This window comes from Streptomyces sp. NPDC031225 (assembly GCF_055570355.1).
Genome location: NZ_JBVIHJ010000003.1, coordinates 391,127 through 413,668 on the forward strand (window position 1 = coordinate 391,127; position 22,542 = coordinate 413,668).

Here is a 22,542-nt window from a genome sequence, read left to right on the forward strand (position 1 = left end):
CCGCCCGCCATCCACCGCACAGTCGGCGTCGAATCCCGCGCCGTGCACCGCGCCCTCCGAGGAGCATCCATGCAGCAGGACAAGCACCCCGTCTACCACTCGGTCGTCTTCCGTGACCGCTCCGCCGGCTACGCCTTCCTGACCCGGTCCACCGCCACCAGCGAGCAGACCATCGAGTGGGACGACGGCGAGACCTACCCGGTGGTGGACGTGGAGATCTCCTCCGAGAGCCACCCCTTCTACACCGGCAAGGCGCGCACGGTGGACTCGGAGGGACGCGTCGCCGCCTTCGAGCGGCGCTACGGAGGCGGGACCGGTCAGAGCAGCTGACAGGACGGGCCGACGCGGCGGCCTCGGATGAATCAGATGAAGTTCAGCGCCGCCGCGCAGCCCACGCCGCCGAGCAGCATGAACGCCGGCATCAGCACCTTCAGCTCGACCCAGCTGCCCGCCCGGAACCGCATGATCTTGGGCGGTCCGATCGGGTACCAGCGCTTGCGGCCCACCGGGATCGGCCACAGGACCGGGCAGCCGGACACCGTCAGCGCGTCCCCGATGTCGTGCACGAGCGCGCCCAGCACGATCGGCAGTCCCAGCCACAGGTACTCCTGGCCCGGCTGGTCGAACAACCAGCTCGAGCCGTTGCCCGGCTTGTCCAGGACACCCGCGATGATCCACGCGCTGGTCGCGGCCAGCAGCCAGACCAGCACGTCGGCGCTGGAGCCGCGCGTGGCCCGCCACAGCAGGCCTTCGATGGCCAGCACCATGTGGACGAACAGGATCGCCAGCACCGCCCAGCGGCCACCGGTGATCGCCGCCGCCGAAGCACCGGCACCGATCAGGACGGCAAACAGCCAGGTGTGCGTGAGCGTGCGGTGCCCGCCGGAGCGACGCGGGTCGCCCTGCTTCTTCGTGGCCTTGTAGACGGCGTACGAAAGTTTGTCGACGATCTCGCACAGGCCCCGCGAGATCGGCCCGAAGGCCCGCGAGATCGTGGCCGCCTTGTGGTCGAGGTCGGGCGCGAGCGCGGCCCCCGCGCAGATCAGCGCTCCGGCCAGCAGAACGGGCCACGGCATGGTGTGCCCCGTGGCGGCGGCCGCCGCTCCTACGCCCAGCCAGGCCGCTGCCCCCGACAGTGAGTGTGCTGGTCCCATCATCGGCGTTGCCCGCCCCATTCCTCGTGTGCCACTGTCCAGTTGACCGGCTGCGCTGACGCCCCGTCGGCGACACAGCGTACTGGTCATGATCTTCCTGCCGACAACCGATTCCCCTATAGGGGAGGTCGCCAGGCAAGATGGGTCCGTGACCCTCATCGATCGCCTGCCGCCGACCGCCGACCCCGACGCCCTCTACGAAGCCTTCGAGTCGTGGACCGGGGAGCGGGGGCTCACGCTCTACCCCCATCAGGAGGAGGCGCTGATCGAGGTGGTCTCCGGGGCGAACGTGATCGTGTCGACGCCCACCGGTTCCGGCAAGAGCATGATCGCGGCGGGCGCGCACTTCGCCGCCCTCGCCCGCGACGAGGTCACTTTCTACACCGCTCCCATCAAGGCGCTCGTGTCGGAGAAGTTCTTCGAGCTGTGCAAGATGTTCGGCACCGAGAACGTCGGCATGCTGACCGGTGACGCCTCCGTCAACGCCGACGCGCCCGTCATCTGCTGTACCGCCGAAGTGCTCGCGTCGATCGCGCTGCGCGACGGGAAGGGCGCGGACGTCGGCCAGGTCGTCATGGACGAGTTCCATTTCTACACCGAGGGGGACCGCGGCTGGGCGTGGCAGATCCCGATCCTGGAGCTGCCGCAGGCGCAGTTCGTCCTGATGTCGGCCACGCTCGGCGACGTCTCGATGTTCGAGGGGGACCTGACCCGGCGCACCGGCCGGCCGACGTCGGTGGTCCGCTCGGCGACCCGGCCCGTGCCGCTGTCGTACGAGTACAAGTTCACCCCGCTCACCGAGACGCTGACCGAGCTCCTCGACACCAGGCAGGCGCCGGTCTACATCGTCCACTTCACGCAGGCCCAGGCCGTGGAGCGGGCGCAGGCGCTGATGAGCATCAACATGTGCTCGCGTGAGGAGAAGGACCGGATCGCCGACCTGATCGGCAACTTCCGCTTCACCACCAAGTTCGGCCGCAACCTCTCCCGTTACGTCCGGCACGGCATCGGTGTCCATCACGCCGGCATGCTGCCCAAGTACCGGCGGCTGGTGGAGAAGCTGGCCCAGGCCGGTCTGCTGAAGGTCATCTGTGGCACGGACACCCTCGGCGTCGGCGTCAACGTGCCGATCCGCACCGTGCTGTTCACAGCCCTGACCAAGTACGACGGCAATCGCGTCCGCACCCTGCGTGCCCGCGAGTTCCACCAGATCGCGGGCCGCGCGGGCCGGGCGGGATTCGACACGGCAGGCTACGTCGTCGCACAGGCTCCCGAGCACGTCATCGAGAACGAGAAGGCGCTCAACAAGGCCGGCGACGACCCGAAGAAGCGCCGCAAGGTAGTCCGCAAGAAGGCGCCCGAGGGTTTCGTCGCCTGGTCGGAGAACACCTTCGAGAAGCTGATCACCTCCGATCCGGAGCCGCTGGCCTCCCGCTTCCGCGTGACGCACACGATGCTGTTGTCGGTGATCGCCCGCCCGGGCAACGCCTTCGAGGCGATGCGGCACCTCCTGGAGGACAACCACGAGCCGCGCAAGCAGCAGCTCAGGCACATCCGTCGGGCGATCGCCATCTACCGCTCGCTGCTGGACGGCGGCATCGTCGAGAAGCTCGACGAGCCCGACGCCTCCGGCCGCATCGTCCGCCTCACCGTGGACCTCCAGCAGGACTTCGCGCTCAACCAGCCGCTGTCCACGTTCGCGCTCGCCGCGTTCGAGCTCCTCGACCCCGAATCGCCTTCCTACGCCCTGGACATGGTGTCCGTCGTCGAGTCCACGCTGGACGATCCGCGGCAGATCCTCGTCGCCCAGCTGAACAAGGCGAAGGGCGAGGCCGTGGCCGCGATGAAGGCGGACGGGATCGAGTACGAGGAGCGCATGGAGCGCCTCCAGGACATCGGCTACCCGAAGCCTCTGGAGGAGCTCCTCTTCCACGCGTACGACACCTACCGCAAGAGCCACCCGTGGGTCGGCGACCATCCGCTCTCCCCGAAGTCCGTCATCCGTGACATGTACGAACGGGCTCTGACCTTCACGGAGTTGGTCTCCCTCTACGACCTGGCCCGCACCGAGGGCATTGTCCTGCGCTACCTCGCCAGTGCCTACAAGGCGCTCGACCACAACATCCCGGACGACCTCAAGTCCGAGGACCTGCAGGATCTGATCGAGTGGCTCGGCGAGACCGTCCGCCAGGTCGACTCCAGTCTGCTGGACGAGTGGGAGCAGCTCGCCAACCCGGAGGTGATGACCGCCGAGGAGGCCCAGGAGAAGGCCGACGAGGTCAAGCCGGTCACCCTCAACTCGCGCGCCTTCCGCGTCCTGGTCCGCAACGCCATGTTCCGCCGCGTCGAACTCGCCGCCCTGGACCAGGTCGACCAGCTCGGCGAGATGGACGCCGAGGCCGGCTGGGACGCCGAGGCTTGGGGCGAGGCGATGGACAAGTACTGGGACGAGTACGAGGACCTCGGCACCGGACCTGACGCCCGTGGCCCCAAGCTGCTGCGGATCGAGGAGGAGCCGCAGAACAGGTTGTGGCGTGTGCGTCAGACCTTCGCCGACCCGAACGGCGACCACGACTGGGGCATCAGCGCGGAGATCGACCTCACGGCCTCCGACGCGGAGGGCCGTGCGGTCGTCCGGGTCACCGATGTCGGCCAGCTGTGAGCCGTAGGGCAGTTGTGAGCCAAGGAGAGACGCACGCATGACCAACCCGGCGGAGAAGCTCGTCGACCTGCTCGACCTGGAACGGATCGAGCTCAACATCTTCCGGGGCCGCAGCCCGAACGAGTCCCTCCAGCGGGTCTTCGGCGGCCAGGTGGCGGGCCAGGCGCTGGTGGCCGCCGCCCGCACCACGGAGGGCGACCGCCCGGTGCACTCGCTGCATGCGTACTTCCTGCGCCCGGGCCGGCCCGGGGTGCCGATCGTGTACCAGGTGGAGCGGGTGCGGGACGGGCGGTCGTTCACGACCCGCCGGGTCACCGCCGTGCAGCAGGGCCGCACGATCTTCAATCTCACCGCCTCCTTTCACAAGCCTGAGGAAGGTCCTTTCGAGCACCAGCTGCCGCCCGCCCGCAAGGTCCCGGCCCCCGACTCCCTGCCGAGGGTGGGTGACGAGATCCGGGAGCATCTGGGCGAGCTGCCCGAGCAGTTGGAGCGGATGGCGCGCAGACAGCCGTTCGACATCCGGTATGTGGACCGGTTGCGCTGGAGTGCCGAGGAGGTCAAGGACGCGGAGCCGCGCAGCGCGGTGTGGATGCGTGCGGTCGGGCCGCTCGGCGACGATCCGGTCGTGCACACGTGCGCGCTGACCTATGCGAGCGACATGACCCTCCTGGACGCTGTCCGTCTCCCGGTCCAGCCCCTGTGGGGCCCGCGGTCCTTCGACATCGCGTCGCTGGACCACGCCATGTGGTTCCACCGGCCCTTCCGCGCGGACGAGTGGTTCCTGTACGACCAGGAGTCGCCGATCGCGACGGGCGGACGGGGTCTGGCCCGCGGCCGGATCTACGACCTGGAGGGACGGCTGCTCGTCTCCGTCGTCCAGGAAGGGTTGTTCCGGCCGCTGTAGGTCAGGCGCTTCTGCGCCGGAGCCAGCCCAGCAGGCCGCGAGCCGGTTCCTCCTGGGGTGCCGGTGTGTCCCGCGGCCGGCCGGAGGAGGTCCGCCCAGCCGTGGGGCGCGGTGCGGGCCGGAGGCTTCGGGCGTCCTCCAGCGCGCGGGTCAGATCGGTCCGCAGCCACTCGATCTCGTCCGGATGGTCCGCCGTCATGATCTTCTCGATGAGGTGCGCGGCAGGCGAGCCCTGTGCGCCGTTGGCCGGGGGGCCGGGCCGGAACCGGCCCAGGTGGGACCGCTCGTAGGGGTCCGGGACGAGTTCCGCGATCTGGGCGGGGTCGAGGAAGGCGGCGAGGGCGCCGGCGCTCTCCCAGGGGTCCTCGGCCAGGCGCAGAAGGAATCCGCGGTGGCGCTGGCGCCAGTTGCGGGCGCGCAGGTCCACGCCCGCGTCGAGCATGCCGCGCAGTCCCTCGGGCATCCGCCGTGCCGTCAGCAGCAGGGTGTTCCCCTCGCCTTCCGTGAACTGCTCCAGTTCCTCGGCCAGATAGAGCCACACCACGGCCCGGTACCGGTTGAGATAGAAACGCACCGGCGAGAAGAGGCCGAGGCGAGCCAGGCGGGTGAACCTGCCGACGGGGATGTCCATGACCTCCGCACCCTCGGTGGTGCCCACGACCCGTACGCGTCGGTGCAGCGAGTCGGGAAAGCCGTCCGCCTCACGCAGCCGGTCGAGTTCGGTGTGGGTGACGCGCCGGCCCCCGCCTCCTTCGTCGGGTACTGTCCGGATCTGTCCGAGGTGGACGGCGAGGTCGAACTCGCTTCGCTTGAGCCCCAGTTCCCGTGCGGCGCGGCTGGGCGCGTAGGACTGGTGGCGGTGTTGGGTGATCAGGCTGCCGGACATGTGTCGCTCTCCCCCGTGGAGTCGCTGCTCACGCTGTGTGCGCTCGCCGTGACACAAAAGTAGCCGGTGGGGCGAGATGCGCGACGAGCCTGTGGATAACTCCGTTGAGGCGGAGAAACACGCAGGTCAGAGGTCGGTCGTCGAACTCCGCTCGGGACTGCGGGCGTCCACGTCGAGGTGCTCGCCGACTCGGTTGACGAGGAGGGTCATCTCGTAGGCGATCTGGCCGATGTCGGCGTTCGCGCCGCTGAGCACGCACAGGCAGCTGCCGGTGCCCGCCGCGGTGACGAACAGCACCGCTTCGTCGAACTCGACCATCGTCTGCCGCACCTGGCCCGCGCCGAAGTGGCGCCCGGAGCCCTTGGCGAGGCTGTGCAGTCCGGACGAGACGGCGGCGAGATGTTCCGCGTCCTCGCGGCGCAGACCGGTGCTGGCACCCGTGACCAGCCCGTCGTTGGACAGCACCAGGGCGTGCCGCACGTGGTCGACGCGCTCGGTCAGGTCGTCCAGGAGCCAGCCGAGGCCCCGCTTCTCCGGCATGTGTCCCGTCTCCCCGTGTGACGTCTCCTCCGGCCCGGAGGATCTCCCTGCAAGCCTTCCCCACGACCGTCAACGGAGCAAGGAGAATGGGGACATGGCACAGAAGATGACCGATGAGGAATGGCGGGAGTTCGTTTCGTACGGCACCCGCACCGGTAAGTTGTCCACCGTCCGGGCCGACGGGAGTCCGCATGTGGCCCCGATCTGGTTCGTGCTCGACGGTGACGACCTGGTGTTCAACACCGGCAAGGCCACCGTCAAGGGGCGCAACCTCGTGCGGGACGGGCGCGTCGCGCTGTGTGTCGACGACGACCGGCCGCCCTTCGACTACGTGGTGCTCCAGGGCCGGGCTCACATATCGGAGGATCTCGACGAGGTACGGCACTGGGCGGGCCGGATAGGGGCCCGGTACATGGGTGAGGAGCGGGCCGAGGAGTTCGGCGCCCGCAACGGCGTGCCCGGGGAACTCCTCGTCCGCGTGAGGATCGACAGGGTGCTGGCGGAGAGGGCCGTCGCGGCGTGACGTGCCGGTGACTCGGCCCCGTCCGGGTCCGGGTCAGCCCACCGAGTCGAGGAGCCGGGCGGTGTGCATCCGTCCGGCGTACTCGACCAGCCGGATCAGCACCTCCTTCCCCGAGTCACGGTCCCGTGCGTCGCACAGCACCACGGGTGTGCCCTGGTCCAGGTCGAGGGCGCGGGACACGTCGTGGGCGCCGTAGGTCCGGCTGCCGGTGAAGCAGTTGACGGCCACCACGAACGGGATGTGCCGGTGCTCGAAGTAGTCCACGGCGGGGAAGCAGTCCTCCAGACGCCGGGTGTCGGCGAGGACCACGGCGCCCAGGGCTCCTTGAGACAACTCGTCCCACAGGAACCAGAAGCGGTCCTGGCCCGGAGTGCCGAAGAGGTAGAGGGACAGGCCGGAGCGGATGGTGATGCGTCCGAAGTCCATGGCGACCGTCGTCGTGACCTTCTGGTCCACGCCGTCGGTGTCGTCCACCAACTGGCCGGCTTCGCTGAGCAGTTCCTCGGTGCGCAGCGGCCTGATCTCGCTGACCGCGCCCACCATGGTGGTCTTGCCCACGCCGAAACCACCGGCGACCAGGATCTTCAGCGCGAGGGCGGTCGTCTCGCCGCCCTCGGCGTCGGAGTTCTCGGAGACCATCGATCACTTCTCTCGGGAGGGCCGGCAACGGACGGCGACGTCAATGCGGGGTCGCGAAATCAGCATCATCACAACTGGAGCTCCCCTTCGAGGGGTTGGACCACTTATTGCCCGGTTCTGAACGTTCATCTACAGTGCCCGAAGCCCTTCGATCACCTCGCGCAGAATCCGTTCGTCGGGCAGCTGGGCGGGGGGCACCGGGCGGCTGACGGTGACGCAGCCGAGCTCCAGGAGATCTCCCAGGAGCACCCTGACGACACCGACGGGAAGGTCGGCGCCTGCGCCGAGTTCCGCCACCGACTGCGTCTCCGGGCGGCACAGGTCGATCAGGGCCCGGTGTTCCGGTCCGAGCGCGGTGTCGTCGCCGATGCCGGGCGCGCCCGGCTTCAGGGTGACGAGGGCGATCAGGTCGAAACGCACCCCGGTGGGGCCGGCTTTGGTGCGTCCACCCGTCATCGCGTAGGGGCGGACGAGTGGTCCTGCCTCGCCGTCGTACCACTGGCTGCCCTGTTCGTGCGGGGCGTCCGTCATGTCGTCGGTCATGTGTGCCGACCGCCCTTCCCTCTCATCCGGCGGCGGGCGGTCGCGCGCCCACGCGCGGCGCCGTGTAGAGGTGCTCGCCGACTCGTTTGACCAGTCGTGCCATCTCGTAGGCGACGAGGCCTATGTCCGCGTTCACGGCGGTGAGGACGGCGAGACAGGAGCCGTCTCCCGCGGCGGCCACGAACAGGAAGCCGTCGTCCATCTCGACCATGGTCTGGCGCACTCCCCCGGCCCCGAAGTGCCGGCCCGCGCCCTTGGCAAGGCTGTGGAAGCCGGAGGAGACGGCGGCGAGATGTTCCGCGTCCTCGCGGCGCAGGTCCGTCGAGGCGCCCACCGCGAGACCGTCGTTGGAGAGCACCACGGCATGTCGTACCTCGCTCACGCGCAGCACCAAGTCGTCCAGCAACCAATCGAGTTCGCCGGACCTCTGAGCGGCCCTCATACTCGGATCCTGGATCATCCTCGGTCTCCTTCGCTGCTGTCTCTGCCCGCTGGGAAATCTGGGGTGGCGCCGCGGCCCGGCTGCCTGCCGCCCCCGCGCGCCCAGCCGGCCCGGTACGCCGCCATCCGGTCCCGTACGACCTCCGGTGTACGGCTGTCGTCGTCCCGGTGGGCGGCTGCCGGAGCCGGTTCCTCGGAGCGTTGTGCGCGCAGTTGCGGAGCGAGGTTCGCCTGGCGCACCCGGCGGGGGAGCTCGTCGGAGTTCTCGGGCTCGTCGGGAGGTCGGTGCAGACGCAAGGAGGTGACTCCGGAGGGCGGTGTGTCGGTCGTTCCCCTGTCGGCCGCGGCCTTTCGGGGAGACACCAGGGCCGGTCGCTCGGCCGGGGCGGGCACGGATTCCTGGTCCCGTTCGGCGGCGGGCACGCGCGCGTACTCGCGTTCCGTGGACCGTTCCCTGGCCACGGCGTTGACGGGGGAACGTTCCGCCGCCTTGACGTGCAGCAGTGCCGTGGGCAGCAGGACGACCGCGGTGGTGCCGCCGTAGGGCGAGGTGCGCAGGTGCACCTTGATGCCGTGCCGGGCCGCGAGCCTGCTGACCACGAACAGGCCCAGCTGGTCGCTGTCGAACAGGTCGAGGGCCTCGGACTGCTCGATGCGACGGTTGGCCTCCGCGAGGGTCTCGTTGCCCATGCCCAGACCGCGGTCCTCGACCTCGATGGCGTAGCCGTTGCCGACGGGTTCGCCGGTGACCCGCACACGCGTGTGGGGCGGTGAGAACTGGGCGGCGTTCTCGATGATCTCGGCCAGCAGGTGGGTGAGGTCGGCGACCGCCGCGCCGACGACGGAGGCGTCGGGCAGCTGGCGTACCTCCACACGCGCGTAGTCCTCGACCTCGGAGACTGCCGCGCGGACCACGTTGGTCAGCGACACCGGCATGCGCCAGGCCCGGCCGGGTGCCGCTCCGGAAAGGATGATCAGGCTCTCCGCGTGGCGGCGCATGCGGGTGGTGAGGTGGTCGAGCCGGAAGAGGTCGCTCAGTTCGTTGGGGTCGTCGGAGCGGCGTTCCATGCTGTCGAGCAGGCTCAGCTGGCGGTGGACGAGGACCTGGCTGCGGCGGGCGAGGTTGACGAAGACCCCGGAGATGCCGCTGGCGAGCTCGGCGCGCTCCACCGCGGCTCGCAGCGCGGCGCGGTGCACGGTTCCCAGGGCCTCGGCGACCTGGCCGGTCTCGTCCTCCGCGGGGGGCCCGGGCGGGGCCTCGGACCTGATGTCGATCTCGTCGCCCGCGCGCAGCCTCTCCATGGCCTCGGGGAGTTTGCGGCGGGCGATCTCCAGAGCGCTGTTGCGCAGGCTGACGAGTTCGATGACGAGGCCGCGTCCGATGCGCACGGAGATGACCAGGGAGGCGGCTACGGCGACGAGGCCGAGCAGGACCGCGGCGCCCGCCGGGGTGAGGAGTCCCCGGGTGAACGGGTCGGCGCGGTGGGCGACGCCGCTGCCCGCCGCCTGTTGGACGTTCCGCATGCCACTCTGCACACGTGTGTGTGCCGCCTGCCAGGTGGTCTCGGGCGTCGACTCGACGGCGCGGGCACCGGGTGCCGCGGCGAGTGTCCTGTCCTCGGCGGCCGTCACGGTGGCGTAGGCGCCGCTGCCCGCGACGTTCTGCCAGGCGGCGCGGTCGGAGCCGCGCAGGTCGACCACGGCGCCCTCGGTGAGGGCTCGGCGGGTGTCGACGGCGCCGGTGAACAGCCGTAGCCGTTCTCCGGCGAGGACGCCCGCCTGGCGCGCGCTCGCGAGCACGACGTCCTCCTGGGCCAGTGACTCGCCCGCGCGGGAGAACTCGAGCAGCACGCGCGCGTCCGAGCCGAGGTCGGCGTCCTGGATGCCGGTGAGGGCACCGCCCACCGCGAAGGCACCGGCGATGGTCCTGGTGTAGCGGCCGTACGTCTCGTCCCAGCCGGCGCTGCGGTCGAGGACGGCGGTGCGCAGCGAGCGCAGTCGTTCGGCGCCGGTCACGAAGGCGTCGAGGCGCTGGGCGACCCCGGCGGGCAGTTCCTCGCTGTCGGCGACGGTGTTGTCGTCGCCGAGCCGCAGCCGTGCCACGGCCCGGTCGGTGCGTTCGGCGAGTCCGCGCAGTTCGTCGCCGTGCGCGGCGGACGGGTCGGTCGCGTAGCGGACCGCGGCGGCCCGCTCGGCCTGGAGCGCGGTCACGCTGTCGGCGACGGGTGAGCGGACTGCCGCGTCCACGTGCTGCAACTGCCGCAGCCGGGCGACGTCCTGGGCGGTGCTGACGGTCGCGTACGCCCAGAGGGCGAGCAGCGAGACGACGGGCACCATGAGCAGACAGACGATCTTGGCACGGACCGTGCGGGGGCGTATCCGCCACTGTCCCGCGCGCGCGGGTATGTCCTCCGGTACCGGGTCCAGCGGGTCGTCCCGGGTTTCGTCGGCCGGTGGCCCGGCATGGGCGCGGCGGCCGCGCGCGGGTGTCGTGGGCGGCGTCTCGGCGCCGGCTGTGGGGGTCCTACGCGGTGTACGCATGGCCTCCTCGCTCGGGAGTGGTTCACGGGTGTGTGGTCGGGGCCTTCCGGGGCCCGGATCCGCTGCTAGGAGGGGACGTTCTCGACCGTCCGCTGGGCCGAGACGGAGGCCGCGCGTTCTCCTGTCGTGGGCGACAGTGCGACGAAGGCCGAGGTCAAAAACAGGTAGGAGCCGAGGCCGACGGCGAGCGGGAAGATGAACTGCATCGCCGTGGCTCCGGGCAGGACGTCGCCGGAGGGCGCGACCCGCACGCTCACCGCGAACATCCCGGTGTAGTGCATGCTGCTGACCGCGGCCCCCATGATCAGGGAGGCGATGGTGACGGCGACCGGCGACTTGATGTTGAGCGCCGCCCACAGGGCCGCCGTGGCCGCGACGACGGCGATGAGGACGGAGAGTCCGACGAGCACCGGGTCGTAGGCGACGTCTCCGTGCAGCCGTACGGCTGCCATGCCCAGGTAGTGCATGCTCGCCACGCCCAGGCCGGTGGTGAGCCCGCCCAGGAAGAGAGCGCGGACCCGGTCGCGGCTGTAGCCGACCGCGAAGACGCCGGCGGAGACCACGATCATCGCGACCAGGAGGCTCGCGATGGTCAGTGGTACGTCGTAGCGGATGTCGGTGCCGCTGACGCTGAAGCCGAGCATGGCCACGAAGTGCATGGTCCAGATGCCGGTGCCGATGGCCGAGGCCGCGGTGATGAGCCAGTTGCGGCGCGAACGTCCGGTCGCGCCGAGTGCCCGGACGGTGCAGCGCAGACCGAGCGCGGCGCCGATGCAGGCCATGACGTACGAAAGTGTGGGCGTCAGCCAGCCCAGGGCTGCGTGGTCCAGGTGTCCCATGGCCAGGGGACGCTAGTCCGGTCAGGGGTGCACAAAGAGGGCGCATTTCGAAAGGTGCTGGAATATGACGCAGACGTGCACCTGAACGATCGCGTCACGCTCGAACGTGTGCGCAGGGGCTCCCATCCGTGTCGGTGGGGGATCATGCGGAACATGAGTGACGACCACACGCATGTCCAGGAGTTCTTCTCGGCCCGTGCCGCAGGCTGGGACAGCAGATTCCCGGACGACGGTCCCGCCTACGCCGCCGCGGTCGCCGAGCTCGGGCTGCGGGAGGGCGACCGTGTGCTCGACGCGGGCTGCGGCACCGGGCGGGCCCTGCCGCCCCTGCGTGCGGCCGTGGGGCCGTCCGGAGTGATCGTGGGGGCGGATCTGACTGCGGCCATGCTGGAAGCCGCCGTACGGGCCGGGAGGGACCGGGACGGACGGCTGCTCCTCGCCGACGTGACCGCGCTGCCGTTGCGCTCCCGGTCGCTCGACGCCGTGTTCGGAGCGGGCCTGATCTCTCATCTGCCTCAACCGGCCGAGAACGTGCGCGAGTTGGCCCGTGTGGTGCGGCCCGGTGGTCTCCTGGCTCTGTTCCATCCGATCGGCAGGGTGGCGCTCGCCGCCCGTCAGGGGCGGCAGATCACTCCGGACGATCTGCGCGCGGAGTCCAACCTCCGTCCTCTGCTGGCCGGTTCGGGGTGGCGTATGACGTCGTACGTCGACGAGGACGCCCGGTTCCTCGCCCTGGCCGTCCGCGAGGGCTGACCGCGCTCACCCGTCGCCTCGACCGCCACCGGCGCACGGGACGCGCGGGCCGGCGGCCTCATGGGCGCCCACAGAGAACGCGCTCACGGCACTCGGCGCCTGATGGCTTCACGCGACGCCGACCGCGCGGTGGTCCGTGACAGATGCCGTCGGTGGCCGATCCGGCTCAGTCGCCCGGTTCCTCCGGCGTCGTCGGCGGCTCGGTGGGTGTCGGGCCGGGCGGCCGGAAGAGGACGGCCCGGACCAGGGGTGGCGCGAACAGGGCGGTGACGGGCGCGGAGAGGGTCAGCACGGAGCGGAAGGCGCGGCCCACGACCGGGTCACCGGGGGACCGTTCCGTGACCCGGTCCAGGTACCACCCCGCCACGCGGTCCGCGGGCCCGTCGGTGACGGCGGTGCCGACCGCGCCCGGCATCTTGCGGTCCGCCCCGGCGGAGATGTCCCACGCGAGCGCGGACGCCGCGAGGATCTTCTGCTGCACGCGCCGTGTGGTGGGGGTCCGGCGCCGTTCGGCCAGCGCGTCACGCAGGGCGACCGCGCTCATCGCGGCGATGGCCATGCCCTGCCCGTAGATCGGGTTGAAGGTGCACAGCGCGTCACCGGTGGCGAGGAATCCGGCCGGGTGGCGGCCGGGCAGGTCGTAGCGACGGCGGACATTCGCGGTCCGCCGGTAGCCGAAGGCAGGGGAGAGCGGTTCGGCCTCCTCGATCCACCGGTCCAGGAGCGGATGCGCCAGCCGTTTGGTGTACGTCTCGAACTCGTCGTCGTCCGTGGGTGGTTCGTCTCCTCGCAGCCCCGAGACGATGACCAGGTGGCTGCCGTCCTCCAGCGGGAGAGCGCCGCCGCCGTGGACCTGTCCGAGGCCGGGGTAGACGAAGTAGCCGACCGTCTCGCCGTCGAGGACGCCCTTCCTGCCACGGTAGACACGGGAGGCATACGCGAGCCCGGTGTCGATGGTCTCCTCCTGCGCCGGCTCGGCACCGATCGCCGTGAGCCACTGCGGAGCCTTGGTGCCGCTGCCGGAGGCGTCGACGACCAGGTCGGCCTCCAGGGCCCGGTGTTCCGCACCGGCGCCGTCCGCACGGTCCCGCAGCAGCACGCCCCGTACCCGTGAAGCGTCGCCGAGCAGGCCGACGGCATCGGTCCCCTCCGCCACGCTGATCGCCGGATTGGCGAGAACCCGCCGTCGCACCAGTTCCTCCAGCTGCGCCCGGGAACCGGTGTAGATGTGCGTCGTCGCAGGTGTGCGGCGGAACCAGCGGCCGTTCTGCCACAGCACCATGTCCGACGGCATCCCCACCTTCGGCGCCCCCGCCGTCCGCAGCTCCGCCAGGAAGCCCGGCAGCAGGGACTCCACGGCCACCTGCCCGCCCTGCAGCAGGACGTGCGGATGGCGGCCCTGCGGTACGCCGGGCCGTGACCCGGTGCCGTCCGGGAACCGGTCGCGCTCGACGACGGTCACCCGGTCGGCGTACCCCGCCAGGACGTGCGCGGCGAGCAGCCCCGCGAGGCTTCCGCCCACGACTACCGCGTGCCGCCCGCCCCGACCGCCACTCTCGCCCCAACGGCCCGTTCCTACGGCTGAGTTCACCGATCCGCTCCCCTGGTCGCCTCGTCGTGAGAGACACAAGTATCCGGTCCGGCGGAGAGGGTTGACCGTGTTCCGGCCTTCCGCAACGGCCCGGCTCGTTCGCTCTGAACGGTCCGAGACCCCCTCGCCGGACCGCCCCCTTCTGCCGCCAGGCCCGCAACTCTACTTTGGGTAGCAGAAGACGAACGTTCGGTGAGATCACGTCACTCAGGGGGAAGGTGATCGACATGTGGGGCAGGATCCGTAAGTCCGGTGCCAGACTGGTCGATTCCATGCGGATCGAGGAGCACACCGGCCGGGAGACCCGCGCGCACAACCTGTTCGAGGCCGCCGCCGCGTATGTCTCGGCCTGCGCGGAGGACGACCAGGACCGGATCGAGGAGGCATCGGCCTGGGTCTCCCCGGAGGCGCTGTCGTTCGGGGTCAACGAACTCGCGTGCCGGGCCGTCATCGCCCTCGCGCGGGAGCGTGACGAGTCGCCGCGTACGGTGGCACGGGCGCTCCTCGGGCTGCCGACGGGCTGACCGGTCGGCAACGCGTGGTCGATTCGCCCCCGTCCAAGCGGAAAACTGCAGCTCCGGGTGTACTTGGGAATCGTGACAAGCGCCTTCCCGACCCACTAGGGTGCGCGCCGTTGGACGAACCTATCGGGAGGCTGGGATGGCCGGGACGGACGAGGACGCCGTCGCCGCCGCGGACGACGCGCTCTATGTGCTGACGGCGGTGCTGCTGACGCCGGCGAAGTTCCCGAGTGTGCTGGGCGACGACTATCCGGAGGCCTGCGCCGCGCTCGGTCTGGCACCGCTCGCCGACGGGTACGGACTGGTGATCGGCCAGGACGGCGGTGGCGCCCGGTGGACGGTCGTCATCGACGACGTCTCACTGGTCGCCGTCGCCATCGCGTCCTGGGACTGCGGCATGGAGTACGACCTGTCGCCCGACGAGCACACCGTCGTGGCCGCGCTGCCCGGCTGGCCCCTTGCGGTCGCCGTCGCCGCGCCCGGCGTGCCGGCGCCGCACGACCCCGACCCGGAGACCGCCGACGGCCCTGCGCTGACACCGCCGGACACCTCCGTGTGGGGAGCCGCCCAGCGACGCCTGGGGGCCGACGAGATCGCGCTCCAGTGGGCGATGTGGCGGGAGCAGATCGACGACGCGGACTTCCCCAGCCCGAACGGAGGGTCCGCCGGGGACGGCCCTGACAGCGAGCTCTCGGACCACGACGCCTCGGACAGCAAGGGTTCGGGCGCGGCCGAGAGGGAGACACCCAAGGGCCACAGCGGTGTCCGGCGGGTGCTTGCGGAGGCCCGCGCCTATGTGGAGTCCTCGCCGCCTCTCGGCCGCGTCCGCTCGTCCTTCGCGTCGGGCGACGCCCGCACTCTGCGTGCCGACGGGCCCGGGTGGTCTCTGGTCGCCAGGACCGACGACATCGCGTTCGTGCTGCTCGACACCGAGCCCGGCGAGGTCCTGCCGGTCGGCCGGGGCCCGGAGCTGCCGGGGCTGCTGGAAGCACTCGACAAGATGGCCGTCCGGCCCAGCTGAGCCGCTGCGGCGCACCGGCCGGGCCTGTACTGCCCGGCCGGTGCGCGGGTGTCAGCGGCCGAGTTCCTTGCCGGTGACGCGGCGCAGCCTGCGCCGCTGCGAGGGGTCCAGCGTGAGGTATGCGGCGGCCGGAACTCCCAGGACGATCAGGAGGGAGGCCCACCAGGGCAGCCAGATCAACAGGAGAAGCCCGACCGCCACCCCACCCGCAGCGATCTTCGCGTTCTTCGACATGTGCGTCGCCTCCTTCGCGGCGGTTGCCGCTCTCTGTCCAGAAAAACGGGTCCGCGCTTCCCGTGGTTCCGCATCGCGACCCTGAGACATCCCTGAGATCACGTGCTGAGACCTACCGAACGCGCATCTCCTAGTGGTCCGCCCGCAGCGGCTCGCCCACCTCGTGCATGTGGCTCAGTGCCTGTCGGTAGGAGTCGACGAGTCCGGTCTCCGTGTAGGGGATACCCACATCCTGGCAGTGCGCGCGCACCAGTGGCTGCGCGAGCCGCAGATGGGGCCGGGGCATGCTGGGGAAGAGGTGGTGCTCGATCTGGTAGTTGAGGCCGCCGAGGAACCAGTCCGTGAGGGCGCTGCCCCGGACGTTGCGGGAGGTGAGCACCTGGCGGCGCAGATGGCCCCAGGGCTCGCCGGTCGGGTCCGGCATCTGCATGCCCTTGTGGTTGGGCGCGAAGGCCATTCCGAGGTGCAGGCCGAGCAGCGCCTGGTGGATCGCCGCGAAGAGCAGCGCCCTGCCGGGGGACATGGTGGTCAGCAGCAGCGTGGCATAGGCGACGACATGGCTCACCAGAAGGGTGGCTTCCACGGCGCGCTCCCCCGGTTCCTGCCGGCGCAGGTCCTGGAAGCCCTGGATCTTCAGGGCGACGCCTTCGAGGAGGGTGAGCGGGAAGAAGAGCCAGGCCTGGTGGCGGGTGAGCCAGCGCCTGAAGCCCGTGCGCCCCTTCGCCTGTTCGCCGGTGAAGACGAGGACGTCCGCGACGACGTCGGGGTCCTTGTCGATGTGATTGGGGTTGGCGTGGTGGCGACTGTGCTTGCGGTTCCACCAGGAGTAGCTCATCCCCAGCAGCAGATTGCTGTGCACGAGACCGATGGCACGGCCGGTCGCCTTGTCGCCGGTGATCTGGGCGTGGCCCGCGTCATGGCCGAGGAAGGCGGTGCGGGCGGAGAACACGGCGAGGACCGGGGCCAGCAGCAGGGTCCGCCAGGAGTCCCCGGACAGGACGACTGCCGTGACGAGGCCGGTGAGGGCGAGGGCGTTGACGGTGATGGCCCGGGCGTACCAGTCCTGGCGGCGCTCCAGGAGTCCCCGGCCCCTCACCGCGCGGAGGAGGGGTGCGAACTCGCTTCCGCCGGGCGGGGAACCGGACGTACCGCGCGGCTGGGGTGCGACGGTCGCGGTGCTCTGGGGCATGTCCGGGCTCCGGCTCTTTCAGGAAACGTGCTGACCTGAGCAAACGTACGAACCGGTGACCTGTCGCGGCCATGTGGTGACCCCCCGTGTACGTGCGGGGGCCAGCACCGGGCCACGCAGGGGGTTGGCAACACCCTTGCGAGAAGGAGACCCACGCCACTCCACCGGTCCCCCGTAGGCCCGGAACGTGCTGTACCCTCGACCACTCCGGCGAGCTAGTCAAGTTTGAGGAGAACCACGATCTCTGTCCAGGGATTCCCCGCGGCATCACCGTCCGAGATCTCCGAACTCGCCTCTTGTTGCGCCGTGTTCATCCCCGGGGACCCCGCCCGAAGCGGCCGTGTGGCGTTCTGGCGGCCCGACGGCACCCCGCTTCCCTCCGTGGCGGCGGGGACCCTCGAGGACCTGCCGCTCGTGGTCCCCGGCGACGACGGTGTGGATGTGCTGAGCCTGCCCGCGGTGTTGCTGCCGGTCCGCGCGGCCCTCCCGGTCCTCACACGTGCGCGTGCCTCCGCGCACGGGGACCGGGCGGCGGTGTTCTGGGGTGCGGCGGCCGTGCTGGCCCTGCAGTGCCTGGCGCGCGGACTGTTGCTGCCCGGACTGTCCCAGGCCGACCACGACGCCTGGCGCATGGGTCCGCTGGGCGCGGCGGATGTCGAGCGCCTTCGTCGGCTCGCCGCCGCGATGCCACCCGAGGCGCATGCCGTACCGCTGAACACCGACGAGCCGCTCAGGCTGCCCGACCCCGAGGAACTGCTGCGCGCCTTCCTGGACGCGGTCGCCGACGCCCTGCCCCGCTCGCCCGCGGCACCGCTCGTGACGGGCGGGCCCGCCTACGCCGCTCAGGAACCGCAGCACCTGCCCGAGCAGCGCGCGTGGGCGGCCGATGTCGCCGCGGGCCATGACGCGGGCGTGCGCGTGTCGTTGCGGATCGAGGCGCACAGCCAGGCCGCTGACGGGGCACCCTCCTTCCGGGCCGTTCTCCAGGCGCACAGCGTCAGCGATCCGGCCATCGTCGCGGACGCCGCCGACGTGTGGGCGGGATCGCCCGTCCTCGGCCCCCGCGCGCGGAGGGACGTTCTCCTCGCGCTGCGCCGGGCGGCGCGCGCCTGGCCGTCGCTCACTCCGCTGCTCTCGGCGTCGGTGCCGGATGCCGTGGACCTCGTCGACGAGGAGGTCACCGACCTGCTGGGCGAAGGCGCCCGGGGCCTCGCCGACGTCGGGGTCGGCGTGCACTGGCCGAGGGAGTTGGTCAGAAAGCTCACCACGCGCGCGACCGTCGGTCCGCCCGACGGCATGGCGAGAATCGCCTCCGCCGCTCCGTCGTTCCTGTCCGCCGACGCGCTGCTCGCGTTCGACTGGTCCTTCGCGCTCGGGGACCACCAGCTGACGCGCGAGGAGCTCGACCGGCTCGCGGAGGCCGATCGCCCCGTCGTGCGATTGCGCGACCAGTGGGTGCTGGTCGACCCGCACGAGGTGCGCCGCGCCCAGGCCCGACAGGACCACAAGGTGACACCCGTCGACGCCCTGAGCGCCGCCCTGACGGGCTCCGCCGAAGTCGACGGCCGCACGGTCGACGTGCAGCCCACCGGATGGCTCGCGGCGCTCCGGGACCGTCTCGCGGACCCGGAGGGCCAGGAGCCCGTCCCCCAACCCGCCGCCCTCGCCGCCACTCTGCGGGACTACCAGCGCCGGGGCCTGAACTGGCTGGTCCGCATGACCTCCTCGGGACTCGGCTGCTGTCTGGCCGACGACATGGGACTCGGCAAGACGATCACGCTGATCGCTCTGCATCTGCACCGGCAGACCGACAGGGCCACCGCCGGGCCCACCCTCGTGGTCTGCCCGACGTCCCTGATGGGCAACTGGCAACGCGAGATCGAGAGATTCGCACCGGGTACGCCGGTGCGCCGCTTCCACGGTCCGCGACGCGAGCTCGACGGCCTGGCCGGCGGGGAGTTCGTGCTCACCACGTACGGCACCATGCGCCTGGACGCGTGCCGGCTGGCAGAGGTGGCCTGGGGGATGCTCGTGGCGGACGAGGCCCAGCACGTGAAGAACCCCTACTCGGCGACCGCGCGCGAACTGCGCTCCATCGGGGCACGCGCACGCGTGGCGCTCACCGGCACCCCGGTGGAGAACAACCTGTCGGAGCTGTGGGCGATCCTCGACTGGACGACTCCGGGTCTGCTGGGCCGGCTCGGCGCCTTCCGCACCCGGTACGCCCAGGCCGTCGAGAGCGGTCAGGACCCGGCCGCCGCGGAGCGTCTCGCCCGGCTGGTGCGCCCCTTCCTGCTGCGGCGGCGCAAGGCGGATCCGGGAATCGCCCCGGAGCTGCCGCCGAAGACCGAGACCGACCGTGCCGTGTCCCTCACCCCGGAACAGGCGGGTCTGTACGAGGCGGTGGTGCGCGAGACCCTCGCGGAGATCTCCGAGGCGGACAGCATGGCGCGGCGCGGACTGATCGTGAAGCTGCTGACGGGACTGAAGCAGATCTGCAACCACCCCGCGCAGTTCCTCAAGGAGGACCAGCCGAGGATCACCGGCCGCTCCGGGAAACTGGAGCTGCTGGACGAGCTCCTCGACACGATCCTCGCCGAGGGGGCGAGCGTCCTGGTGTTCACGCAGTACGTACGCATGGCCCGCCTCATCGAACGCCATCTGACGGCGCGTGGCCTGCCCTCGCAGTTCCTGCACGGCGGGACACCGGTCGCCCGGCGCGAGGCGATGGTGCGGCGGTTCCAGGAGGGTGAAGTACCCGTGTTCCTCCTGTCGTTGAAGGCGGCGGGCACCGGCCTGAACCTGACGCGGGCCGAGCATGTCGTGCACTACGACCGCTGGTGGAACCCGGCCGTCGAGGCGCAGGCCACCGACCGCGCGTACCGCATCGGCCAGACCCGCCCCGTGCAGGTGCACCGGCTGATCGCCGAGGGGACCATCGAGGACCGCATCGCCGACATGCTGCGCCGCAAGCGGGAGTTGGCCGACGCGGTACTCGGTTCCGGCGAGGCGGCGCTGACCGAGCTGACGGACGCGGAGCTGGCCGATCTGGTGGAACTGCGAGGGGATGCACGATGACCGGACACGACGCCGGCGCGGAGCGCACGTTCGCGGCGCTGCCGCCCGCGCGCGGGCGGGGTTTCGCCGAGACCTGGTGGGGCCGGGCCTGGCTGCGGGCCCTGGAGGAAGCGGCGGTGGACTCGGGGCAGGTGAAGACGGGCCGCAGCCTCGCACGCGCGGGTGCGGTGGGCGCGGTCTCGGTGCGCGCGGGGCGCATCACGGCAGTCGTCCAGGACCGTGACCGCAGCGCGCACCGGGCCGACGTCCTGCTGACCGAGCTGTCGGCCGAACAATGGGACCGTTTCCTCGACATGGCCGCCGAACGGGCAGGGCATCTCGCAGCACTGCTGGACCGCGAGATGCCGCCGCACCTGGTGGAGGACGCGGCCGCCGCGGGCATCGAACTGCTGCCGGGGCTGGGCGATCTGGAACCGGAGTGCGCCTGCGGCGCGTGGGACCACTGCGGGCACACGGCGGCCCTCTGCTACCAGGTGGCCCGCCTGCTGGACCAGGACCCGTTCGTACTGCTGCTGATGCGCGGCCGCGGCGAACAGGCGCTACTGGACGACCTGCAGGCCCGCAGCGTCGCCTCCACGGAGGAGCCCGCAGTCGCCGACGAGGAGACGGAGGGCGTGGACGCCGCCGAGGCCTATGGGGCGGGCGGCATCCTGCCTCCGCTGCCCGCAGCCGCCGAGTTGCCCCAGGAGCCCGGCCTGCCGCCCTCGCTGGACACCGAGGCTCCGCCTGGACCGGGAGTCGATCCGGTGGCCGTCCGTCACCTGGCGGCCAGGACCGCCGTCGAGGCTCATCGGCTGCTCGCGGAAGCGCTTCGGCCGCTGTCCGAACACCGCGAGGACGTCATCGAGTTGACGGTCGCTCAGGATGCCGTGCGGCTCGCCGTCGCCGCGCCCGATCAGGCCGTGACGCGACGGCTCGCCGACGGGTCGGGGCGCGACCCGGTGACCCTGGCGGACGCCACACGTGCGTGGGGCCTCGGTGGTGCGGCCGCGCTGTCCGTGCTGGAGGAGCACTGGACTCCCGACCGCGAGACACACGCACGCACGCGTGCCGCTCTGGACTCGGCCTGGGACGAGGACGAGAGGCCACCGCTGCGGGCGGCCGACAATAGGTGGACGGTCTCAGGAACCTCCACCCAGATACGCCTGGGACGGGACGGTCGGTGGTGGCCGTACCGGAGGGATCAAGGACGCTGGGTCCCCGCGGGTCCGGCCGCCCTGGATCCGGCGACCGCTCTGGCCTCGGCGCAGCTCACCTCAGCCGAAACGCAGCGGTAGTTCGGCCAGGCCTCGCAGAAGGGTGCTGCTGCGCCAGGTCAGCGTGCCGGGATCGGTCGCGAAGGCGAGAGCGGGCCGGTGACGCAGCAGCAGGCGCAGGGCGACGGCCGTCTCCGCGCGGGCCAGCGGGGCTCCCAGGCAGTGGTGCAGGCCATGGCCGAATCCCAGGTGCCCGCGCGTGGGGCGCCTCAGGTCGAAGCGGTCGGGCTCGGGGAAGCGGAGCGGGTCGCGGGAGGCTGCGGCGAGTGAGACCAGCACGGAGTCGCCCGCCTCGATCCGGGTGCCGCCGATGTCGAGCGGCCGGGCGGCGAAGCGGAACGCCGTTGAGTGCACAGGTGAGTTGTAGCGCAGGGACTCCTCCACGGCGGCTTCTGTGAGGGCCGGCTCGGCGCGGAGCAGGGCGAGTTGATCGGGGTGGGTGAGCAGCGCGTGGACGGTTCCGGAGATCAGGTCGACCGTCGTCTCGTGGCCCGCGACGAGGATCAGGAAGGCCATGCCAAGGAGTTCTTCGGAAGTGAGGTCGGCGGCCGTCACGAGGTCGCCGAGCAGGCCGGTCGCCCGTTCTGCGTGTCCTGGGGCGATCAGGTCGGCGAGGTACCCGGTCAGTGCGGCCGCGGCGGTGGTCGCCGCCTCGGGCGAGGTGGGCATGACGAGTTCGTCGGACCAGGCGTGGAAGGCCGCCCGGTCGGTCGCGGGCACGCCCAGAAGGTCACAGATCACCGTGACGGGCAGCGGCAGCGCGTACCGGGCGACCAGGTCCGCCGTTCCCCGTTCCGGCAGCGCGTCGAGGAGCCGCAGGGCTGTGGCTTCGATCCTCGGGCGCAGTGCGGCGATGCTCCCGGCCGTGAAGCGGGCCGCCACCAGCCGACGCAGCCGGGTGTGGTGCGGAGGGTCGGTCTGGAGCATGTTGCGGCCGATGGCGTGTCCGCCGTCGCCCTGCCAGGACGCCGAGTGCCGGATGTCGTTGCTCAGGCGCGGGTCGGTCAGCGCGGCCCTCGCCGCGTCGTGCGTGACGACGAGCCAGCTCTCGCCGCTTCCGGGGACGAGGACGCGGTGCACGGCACCCTCGGCACGCAGCGCGGCGTAGACGGGGTACGGGTCCGACGCCAGGTCGTGGCCGTCCGGAGCCAGGTCCTCCAGGGTGGGCGCGGGCATGGTGATTCCCTTCGATCGCGGTCCTCAGGTCCGCCCTGTGCTGCAGCCGCC

General features: G+C 71.3%; 21 protein-coding genes. 9 read left to right on the forward strand and 12 right to left on the reverse strand.

Annotation, left to right across the window (positions count from 1 at the left end):
• Nucleotides 1–69: 69 nt before the first annotated feature.
• Nucleotides 70–330 carry a type B 50S ribosomal protein L31 gene (locus ACZ48Z_RS07225; protein WP_468734797.1) on the forward strand — a complete coding sequence of 87 codons (261 nt, stop codon included), beginning with the start codon at nt 70–72 and terminating at the stop codon, nt 328–330.
• 32 nt (nt 331–362) lie between these two features.
• Here the strand turns inward: ACZ48Z_RS07225 and ACZ48Z_RS07230 are convergent, their stop codons facing one another.
• Nucleotides 363–1,157, reverse strand: a complete 795-nt coding sequence (locus tag ACZ48Z_RS07230) for a metal-dependent hydrolase (RefSeq protein WP_468734798.1) — start codon at nt 1,155–1,157, stop codon at nt 363–365.
• A gap of 145 nt (nt 1,158–1,302) precedes the next feature.
• On the opposite strand from ACZ48Z_RS07230, the gene ACZ48Z_RS07235 reads away from it, so the two are divergent.
• On the forward strand, nt 1,303–3,816 hold the full coding sequence (locus ACZ48Z_RS07235; protein WP_468734799.1) for a DEAD/DEAH box helicase: 2,514 nt from the start codon (nt 1,303–1,305) through the stop codon (nt 3,814–3,816).
• A 37-nt stretch (nt 3,817–3,853) separates the two neighbouring features.
• Nucleotides 3,854–4,720, forward strand: a complete 867-nt coding sequence (locus ACZ48Z_RS07240) for an acyl-CoA thioesterase (RefSeq protein WP_468734800.1) — start codon at nt 3,854–3,856, stop codon at nt 4,718–4,720.
• 1 nt (nt 4,721) lies between these two features.
• Here ACZ48Z_RS07240 and ACZ48Z_RS07245 read toward each other — a convergent pair whose 3' ends face one another.
• Together ACZ48Z_RS07245 and ACZ48Z_RS07250 are read right to left on the reverse strand one after the other, a co-directional pair.
• Nucleotides 4,722–5,606, reverse strand: coding sequence for a DUF6397 family protein (locus ACZ48Z_RS07245; RefSeq protein ID WP_468734801.1), 885 nt, complete (start codon nt 5,604–5,606; stop codon nt 4,722–4,724).
• Between the two features lie 126 nt (nt 5,607–5,732).
• Nucleotides 5,733–6,146: a roadblock/LC7 domain-containing protein gene (locus ACZ48Z_RS07250; RefSeq protein WP_468734802.1), complete on the reverse strand. Its 414-nt coding sequence runs from the start codon at nt 6,144–6,146 to the stop codon at nt 5,733–5,735.
• 94 nt (nt 6,147–6,240) lie between these two features.
• On the opposite strand from ACZ48Z_RS07250, the gene ACZ48Z_RS07255 reads away from it, so the two are divergent.
• Nucleotides 6,241–6,669 carry a PPOX class F420-dependent oxidoreductase gene (locus ACZ48Z_RS07255; RefSeq protein ID WP_468734803.1) on the forward strand — a complete coding sequence of 143 codons (429 nt, stop codon included), beginning with the start codon at nt 6,241–6,243 and terminating at the stop codon, nt 6,667–6,669.
• Between the two features lie 33 nt (nt 6,670–6,702).
• Here ACZ48Z_RS07255 and ACZ48Z_RS07260 read toward each other — a convergent pair whose 3' ends face one another.
• The 5 genes from ACZ48Z_RS07260 to ACZ48Z_RS07280 all read right to left on the reverse strand — a co-directional run bounded on the left by ACZ48Z_RS07260 (nt 6,703) and on the right by ACZ48Z_RS07280 (nt 11,672).
• Nucleotides 6,703–7,308: a GTP-binding protein gene (locus ACZ48Z_RS07260; protein ID WP_468734804.1), complete on the reverse strand. Its 606-nt coding sequence runs from the start codon at nt 7,306–7,308 to the stop codon at nt 6,703–6,705.
• Between the two features lie 129 nt (nt 7,309–7,437).
• Nucleotides 7,438–7,851 carry a DUF742 domain-containing protein gene (locus ACZ48Z_RS07265; RefSeq protein WP_468734805.1) on the reverse strand — a complete coding sequence of 138 codons (414 nt, stop codon included), beginning with the start codon at nt 7,849–7,851 and terminating at the stop codon, nt 7,438–7,440.
• 22 nt (nt 7,852–7,873) lie between these two features.
• On the reverse strand, nt 7,874–8,311 hold the full coding sequence (locus tag ACZ48Z_RS07270; protein WP_328745193.1) for a roadblock/LC7 domain-containing protein: 438 nt from the start codon (nt 8,309–8,311) through the stop codon (nt 7,874–7,876).
• Nucleotides 8,308–10,833 (reverse strand): sensor histidine kinase, encoded by a 2,526-nt coding sequence (locus ACZ48Z_RS07275; RefSeq protein WP_468734806.1) that lies wholly within the window; start codon nt 10,831–10,833, stop codon nt 8,308–8,310. Before ACZ48Z_RS07275 ends, ACZ48Z_RS07270 begins: the two co-directional genes overlap by 4 nt.
• A 65-nt stretch (nt 10,834–10,898) precedes the next feature.
• The gene (locus ACZ48Z_RS07280) at nt 10,899–11,672 is read right to left on the reverse strand and encodes an MHYT domain-containing protein (protein WP_468734807.1); all 774 of its coding nucleotides are present in this window, start codon (nt 11,670–11,672) and stop codon (nt 10,899–10,901) included.
• A gap of 153 nt (nt 11,673–11,825) precedes the next feature.
• Here ACZ48Z_RS07280 and ACZ48Z_RS07285 point away from each other — a divergent pair, with 153 nt between their 5' ends.
• Entirely contained in the window at nt 11,826–12,425 is a 600-nt protein-coding gene (locus tag ACZ48Z_RS07285) for a class I SAM-dependent methyltransferase (protein ID WP_468734808.1), read from the forward strand.
• A 166-nt stretch (nt 12,426–12,591) separates the two neighbouring features.
• Here ACZ48Z_RS07285 and ACZ48Z_RS07290 read toward each other — a convergent pair whose 3' ends face one another.
• Nucleotides 12,592–13,947, reverse strand: a complete 1,356-nt coding sequence (locus ACZ48Z_RS07290) for an NAD(P)/FAD-dependent oxidoreductase (RefSeq protein WP_468734809.1) — start codon at nt 13,945–13,947, stop codon at nt 12,592–12,594.
• A gap of 296 nt (nt 13,948–14,243) precedes the next feature.
• Between ACZ48Z_RS07290 and ACZ48Z_RS07295 the strand changes: the two genes are divergently transcribed.
• Complete coding sequence (locus ACZ48Z_RS07295) at nt 14,244–14,540, forward strand: hypothetical protein (protein ID WP_468734810.1); 297 nt, start codon at nt 14,244–14,246, stop codon at nt 14,538–14,540.
• Between the two features lie 136 nt (nt 14,541–14,676).
• Nucleotides 14,677–15,558 (forward strand): hypothetical protein, encoded by an 882-nt coding sequence (locus ACZ48Z_RS07300; protein WP_468734811.1) that lies wholly within the window; start codon nt 14,677–14,679, stop codon nt 15,556–15,558.
• Between the two features lie 51 nt (nt 15,559–15,609).
• On the opposite strand, the gene ACZ48Z_RS07305 is transcribed toward ACZ48Z_RS07300, so the two are convergent.
• Nucleotides 15,610–15,792, reverse strand: coding sequence for a hypothetical protein (locus ACZ48Z_RS07305; RefSeq protein WP_468734812.1), 183 nt, complete (start codon nt 15,790–15,792; stop codon nt 15,610–15,612).
• A 130-nt stretch (nt 15,793–15,922) separates the two neighbouring features.
• Entirely contained in the window at nt 15,923–16,981 is a 1,059-nt protein-coding gene (locus tag ACZ48Z_RS07310; RefSeq protein ID WP_468734813.1) for a fatty acid desaturase family protein, read from the reverse strand.
• Nucleotides 16,982–17,287: 306 nt separating this feature from the next.
• Here ACZ48Z_RS07310 and ACZ48Z_RS07315 point away from each other — a divergent pair, with 306 nt between their 5' ends.
• On the forward strand, nt 17,288–20,059 hold the full coding sequence (locus tag ACZ48Z_RS07315) for a DEAD/DEAH box helicase (RefSeq protein ID WP_468734814.1): 2,772 nt from the start codon (nt 17,288–17,290) through the stop codon (nt 20,057–20,059).
• A complete protein-coding gene (locus ACZ48Z_RS07320; protein ID WP_468734815.1) occupies nt 20,056–21,336 on the forward strand; it encodes an SWF or SNF family helicase in 1,281 nt (426 codons plus the stop codon). The genes ACZ48Z_RS07315 and ACZ48Z_RS07320 overlap by 4 nt, the downstream gene beginning before the upstream one ends.
• Here ACZ48Z_RS07320 and ACZ48Z_RS07325 read toward each other — a convergent pair.
• Nucleotides 21,316–22,491, reverse strand: coding sequence for a cytochrome P450 family protein (locus tag ACZ48Z_RS07325; protein WP_468734816.1), 1,176 nt, complete (start codon nt 22,489–22,491; stop codon nt 21,316–21,318). The two genes, ACZ48Z_RS07320 and ACZ48Z_RS07325, sit on opposite strands and share 21 nt — an antisense overlap.
• Nucleotides 22,492–22,542 lie beyond the last annotated feature (51 nt).